The sequence below is a fragment of the Komagataeibacter oboediens genome, assembly GCF_003207815.1.
Taxonomy (GTDB): Bacteria; Pseudomonadota; Alphaproteobacteria; order Acetobacterales; family Acetobacteraceae; genus Komagataeibacter; species Komagataeibacter oboediens.
The window spans coordinates 1-4,776 of sequence record NZ_NKTX01000115.1; the positions used below are offsets into that span (position 1 = coordinate 1).

7 protein-coding genes are annotated in these 4,776 nt (G+C 58.4%); 6 read left to right on the forward strand and 1 reads right to left on the reverse strand.

The window, feature by feature from the left end; translation table 11 throughout:
• The first annotated feature begins 221 nt into the window (after positions 1-221).
• Positions 222-692: a single-stranded DNA-binding protein gene (gene ssb, locus CFR80_RS16925; protein ID WP_110507760.1), complete on the forward strand. Its 471-nt coding sequence runs from the start codon at positions 222-224 to the stop codon at positions 690-692.
• 6 nt (positions 693-698) lie between these two features.
• Here the strand turns inward: ssb and CFR80_RS16930 are convergent, their stop codons facing one another.
• Positions 699-878 carry a hypothetical protein gene (locus CFR80_RS16930; protein WP_010515794.1) on the reverse strand — a complete coding sequence of 60 codons (180 nt, stop codon included), beginning with the start codon at positions 876-878 and terminating at the stop codon, positions 699-701.
• A gap of 51 nt (positions 879-929) precedes the next feature.
• On the opposite strand from CFR80_RS16930, the gene CFR80_RS19045 reads away from it, so the two are divergent.
• The 5 genes from CFR80_RS19045 (at position 930) to CFR80_RS16955 (ending at position 3,919) form a co-directional block, all read left to right on the forward strand.
• Positions 930-1,289: a hypothetical protein gene (locus tag CFR80_RS19045; protein ID WP_146221690.1), complete on the forward strand. Its 360-nt coding sequence runs from the start codon at positions 930-932 to the stop codon at positions 1,287-1,289.
• A 124-nt stretch (positions 1,290-1,413) separates the two neighbouring features.
• Entirely contained in the window at positions 1,414-1,644 is a 231-nt protein-coding gene (locus tag CFR80_RS16935) for a hypothetical protein (RefSeq protein WP_258367925.1), read from the forward strand.
• A gap of 204 nt (positions 1,645-1,848) precedes the next feature.
• Positions 1,849-2,271, forward strand: a complete 423-nt coding sequence (locus CFR80_RS16945; RefSeq protein WP_110507764.1) for a hypothetical protein — start codon at positions 1,849-1,851, stop codon at positions 2,269-2,271.
• The gene (locus CFR80_RS16950; protein WP_110507765.1) at positions 2,268-3,236 is read left to right on the forward strand and encodes a DUF1376 domain-containing protein; all 969 of its coding nucleotides are present in this window, start codon (positions 2,268-2,270) and stop codon (positions 3,234-3,236) included. Before CFR80_RS16945 ends, CFR80_RS16950 begins: the two co-directional genes overlap by 4 nt.
• A 5-nt stretch (positions 3,237-3,241) precedes the next feature.
• The gene (locus CFR80_RS16955) at positions 3,242-3,919 is read left to right on the forward strand and encodes a hypothetical protein (RefSeq protein ID WP_146221691.1); all 678 of its coding nucleotides are present in this window, start codon (positions 3,242-3,244) and stop codon (positions 3,917-3,919) included.
• Positions 3,920-4,776: the final 857 nt, after the last annotated feature.

Genomic DNA, 4,776 nt, shown 5'->3' on the forward strand with positions numbered 1-4,776 from the left:
GTTCCGCTTGGAATAATCTTGCCGCCTTGCCTGACACCATTCGATCCATCGGTCTTAGAAAGTGGGCTCACACAGGTCAGTGCCCATAACCGTTGGTATTACTGAGAAAGAAGTGCAGGAAATAAGACGTCGCTCTGAGGCTGGAATTTCTCGCCGCATGATTTCTCTTTCTCTTGGCATCGAATACAGCACCGTTGGTTCCGTAATACGTGGAGAGTCCTATGTCGGGATCGGTTAATAAAGTAATTCTCGTAGGAAATCTGGGTAAAGACCCGGAAATTCGCACCACACAGGGTGGTAAGAAAATCGTTAATATGACCGTAGCTACCAGTGAAGCGTGGAATGACCGGGCTTCTGGCGAACGTAAAGAGCGCACTGAGTGGTCAAAAGTCGTGATCTTCAACGAGCGCCTGGCTGATGTAGCCGAGCGTTTCCTGCGCAAGGGCCGCAAGGTTTATATCGAGGGCGCGCTCCAAACCCGCAAGTGGACCGACCAGAGCGGGCAGGATCGCTACACGACCGAGGTTGTGATCCAGAAGTTTGGCGGCGATCTGGTGCTGTGCGGCGAACGCGGCGGGGATGGCAATTCACCCCCTCAGCAGTCCCAGCCACGCCAGCAGAGCAGCCAGCAGCGTTCGGGCGGATGGGATGCGCCGTCCGGTGACAATCTGGATGATGAAATTCCTTTTTAGGATGCCTCACCCGCGCCCTGCCAATTCAGTGGCCACCATGGCTGCCAGGTGCTGCCGGACCTCAATGGTCGCGAAGGGATGGGTTGCCGCCCATACCCGCGCCATGAGGACCAGCGTCTGTGGAATTGACAGGGTGCGGTCGGCTTCCTTCATGCCGTCCGCTGTTTCTATGGGCGGTTTTTCCAACAAGTGTTTCTCCAGTTCCGTGTCTCGCAAGACGGAATATGGGGAAATGTCATGCGAAATGATCGGTCCATTCTGGACCATGATCGGGCTTTTTCGGACCGAAAGTTGCCCTCTATGAACGGAGTAATTTCCAATATCGGCGTTCGCGACCGGCTGCTTGGCGCCATAGGGCGCGAGTTCAGGCCGTTGCGTTGTGCCGCTGAAATGCTGGCGCGTGCAGCAGGACGCACGCCACGCGCCGCGAAGAACTGGCTGTCAGGAACCAATGCGCCCGATGCCGAGGCGCTGATTGAACTGATGGCCTCATGCAACACCATTGCCGACGAGGTGAATGCCCTCGTCGAGGAGCGCCGAAAGGCGAGAGAACAATGCCCTGGATCAAAATCAGGATCAGGCACTTCGTCTGGTTGAAACGAGAGGCCGGGCCGCCACCGTCCTGCCATGTGCTGTGCCTGCATGTGTCGTGGTTCGACTGGGATACGTGGTCTGACAAGATGGAACGGGCTCTCAAAGCGGCAAGAGAGGAGCTTCGCAAGTGACGCACCAAATAACCGGGCGCCCGATTACAGAAATGAAATCAATCCTCGCCGACGCGGTGGAGCTAGCAGGCGGCCAGCACGCGTGGAGCCGGAAAACGGGCATTCCGCAGTCGGTCGTGTCGCTCACGCTCAATGACCAGCGCGAAATGTCGGAAAGCATCGTCAATGCGCTGGGGTATGTGACCCAGACCGTATGCATTCCGATGAAAGGTCAAAATCATGCCTGACCGCACATGGACCCGCGTATCTGGCGTTGACCGGGATGGCACGTATTTCGTGGGGATCTACAACGTGCGCTCCGATCGAGAGGCGCGCGAGTGGTTGCGCACTGAGAACCGGCACTGGATCAGGGGACGAATGACTGGACTGCGCTATGAGGCGCTAGGGCCGGGCGACCGCGCCTGTCCGTTTCCGTCAAGGGAGATGGCGGCATGAGCACCATTTCCTTCACCCTCCCTAAACCCTTCCCGCTGCTCAACCATAGCATCGGCCAGAGCCGGTTTGCGCTCACTGGAATGCGCCGGAAGATGGCGCGGGCTGTTGCCGACGTGGCGCTACATTTGCGCCCCTCTGAGCCATTCCAGCGCGCCCATGTCCTGATCGAGCGCTATTCGGCCGGAACACCGGACACGGACGGCCTGTATGGCGGCGCGAAGTTCCTGGTGGATGCTTTGACGACACCGTGCCTGCTGAACGTCCGCACGCCAGGCGCACGGCAGCGCGTGAAGAACAAGCGCGGGCTGGGCTTCGTCGTGGATGACGGGCCTGCGCACATGGATCTTGAGGTTCGTGCCGTGAAGTGTCGGCTGTGTGAGCAGCGGACTGTTGTTACGATTACTGAGGTGGCGGCATGACCGACTTACCAGACCCCCTAACACCCGAATACTGCGACCTGCGCGGTTATGACTTCATGCCGCTGTTCGGGCACCGGCTGTTCTCCAGTGAGTTCTACACCGAGGCATCTGACGCGGAGTTTCGCGCAGGTATGCGCTTGTGGTGGGCGGCATGGAGCCAGCTCCCTGCGGGCAGCCTGCCGAACAGTGACAGGGCCCTTGCAACGCTGGCCGACTTTGGCCGTGACGTTGAGGCATGGCAGGCCGTGAAGGAACGCGCGTTGCACGGGTTTATCCTGTGCAGCGATGGGCGGCTCTATCATCCGATGCTCTGCCAGGAAGCTCTCGATGCCTACGAGGAGCGCCTACGCAAGAGCAAGAAGCGCGTGAAGGACAAGGAGCGCCTGCAGGCATGGCGTGAAATGCGCCGGAAACAAAATGCTGACACACATCATCCCGAGGAACAGATATCCGAAGAAACGGAAGTGAAACGCGTTTCATCTGAGTTTCAAGAGCATATCAGAAACGCAGGTGTCGCAGGAAACGCGCGGGGTGACAGGGACAGGGACAGTAAAGATACACTCACTTCGTTCGTGACGCCGCCTTCGCCGCCGTCGCGGGAAGTGGTGCCTGCGATGTCTGACCTGCCGACAGCCGAGAACGTGGTGCCGTTGCCGCCCGATGCCCGGACGGTTCTGTTCCGGCAGGGGCTGGATGTGCTGGTGCGCATGACCGGCAAGCCGCCCAATGCGGCCCGCAAGTTGCTGGGCAAGTGGCTCAAGGCCGCGAAAGACAATGCGCAGCTGCTCAGTGCGATCTTGTTCGAATGCTCACAGGCCCGACCTGCCGACGCCATTCCATGGATCGAAGGCGCGATCAAAAACCGAACCGGCTCGAAGTTGGACGCAATGGCGCGCGACTGGCGCCTGGATGAAATCGACCTCGACGCCGCCGCCGAGGCAGACTGCAAGAGGCTGGGGATTTGAACGACATGACCGACCTGCGAAGCGCGCAGAACCCCGAGCATGCCAAACACATCGCGGCATGGCTGCGGAAGTTGGGCGCGCTAGTCCGGCGCAGTGCCGACGATTGCGGGCCCGACCAGATGGCGCTCTATGCCGAAATGCTGATCCGTGATTACCCGCGGGCCGCGTTCACCAACACCGCGCTGCACTACGTGGCCGAGGCCTGCGAATGGTGGCCCTCCTACACCGTGCTGCGCCGGCTGGTAGGCGAGCACTGGGAGGCATTCCAGCGCAACCGGCGCGACAGAAAGTTGCCGCAACTCACCGGAACCGGCGGCCGCAAGCCGCTTGAAGGGACCGACCTGCAGTGGCGGCGATATTTCGACCGGGGCGAGATGACCAACTGGGTTGGCGCGGATGAGGCCGGCGTTGACCCAAACGAGCAACGCTCCAGGCGAGAACGCGCCCTAAGCCTGATCCGGCAGCAGTCGCCAGTAGCGTTCGAGGACATCACCGGCAAGCCCGCGTCCGAACCGGTCAGCAATGCGATGTGGGCCGATCCAATCCGCCTGCGCCGGTCGCTGGACGAGGCAAGACGCGGGCCGTTTCAGGGCGTTTTTGCTCAGATGGCGCGCTCGGCCGTGGCGAAATATGCGCCTGAAAACATGACAATCGTGGACGAGGTTTTTCCGAAAAATGGCTGAAAACCGAGAAGAAAAAGGTACCAATCCCCATGGGGGGATGGTACTATCGCGCATGGATAGTTCCGACGAAATCTGGCCGAACCGCTGCGGCACCGACTACGTGGCGAACCTTGCCCCAGCGAAGAACTGGGACGTAGCCGCAACCATCTGTCAGATGCGGGCCGGTTGCGATATAGGGGAAGTCGGACGCGCTGTGCTGGCTGATATACCCCTGAGAGCGTCGAGGATTGGCGCTGAGTGCAGTGTAGCGTCTGGGAGCACCGCAGATAGGGGTAATTCACCAGAGACCAAAAAAACGGCTTCTACGTGCATTTTGTGATTTGAGGGAATTATGGGAAAACCCTACACGCTGCCGCCAGAAACATTTTATGAGTTTTGCGGATCAGCGAACGTTTGCGCTTACTGCGGGGCACCTTCGGATGAAATTGATCATACAATCCCACGGACATTCGTGGCGCAAATGCCATCTGTTGCCCGAACAGTAAAACTTATGAAGGTTGCATCGTGTCGAGAATGCAATGTAATGGCCTCTGACCATCTTCACGAAACGTTTTTTGATAGACGGATGGAGATAGCCAGAAAACTGGCAAATAAATATTCATCTCTTCTGAAAACTCCACCATGGTCAAGAGAAGAATTGACTGAGCTTGGAAGAGGGCTTCGGCAGACTTTTACCAACGCTAAGACGAAATCAGACTGGCTGCGTGAGAGACTTTCTCGTCTTCGAAATGTTAATCCTCCAGACGGTGTGAGATTAAGAGCCCGATCCGAAAGTTTTTCAAGCTTGACAATGCCTTGCTGTCCGTCGTGTGAGCATGCGGATCGAGGCGATCAATGTCCATGCGGTTGAGGACGCA

Coding starts and splice junctions, on each gene's coding strand:
- CFR80_RS19045 (WP_146221690.1), top strand. CDS start 930: ATGCGAAATGATCGGTCCATTCTGGACCATGATCGGGCTTTTTCGGAC.
- CFR80_RS16950 (WP_110507765.1), top strand. CDS start 2,268: ATGACCGACTTACCAGACCCCCTAACACCCGAATACTGCGACCTGCGC.
- CFR80_RS16945 (WP_110507764.1), top strand. CDS start 1,849: ATGAGCACCATTTCCTTCACCCTCCCTAAACCCTTCCCGCTGCTCAAC.
- CFR80_RS16955 (WP_146221691.1), top strand. CDS start 3,242: ATGACCGACCTGCGAAGCGCGCAGAACCCCGAGCATGCCAAACACATC.
- ssb (WP_110507760.1), top strand. CDS start 222: ATGTCGGGATCGGTTAATAAAGTAATTCTCGTAGGAAATCTGGGTAAA.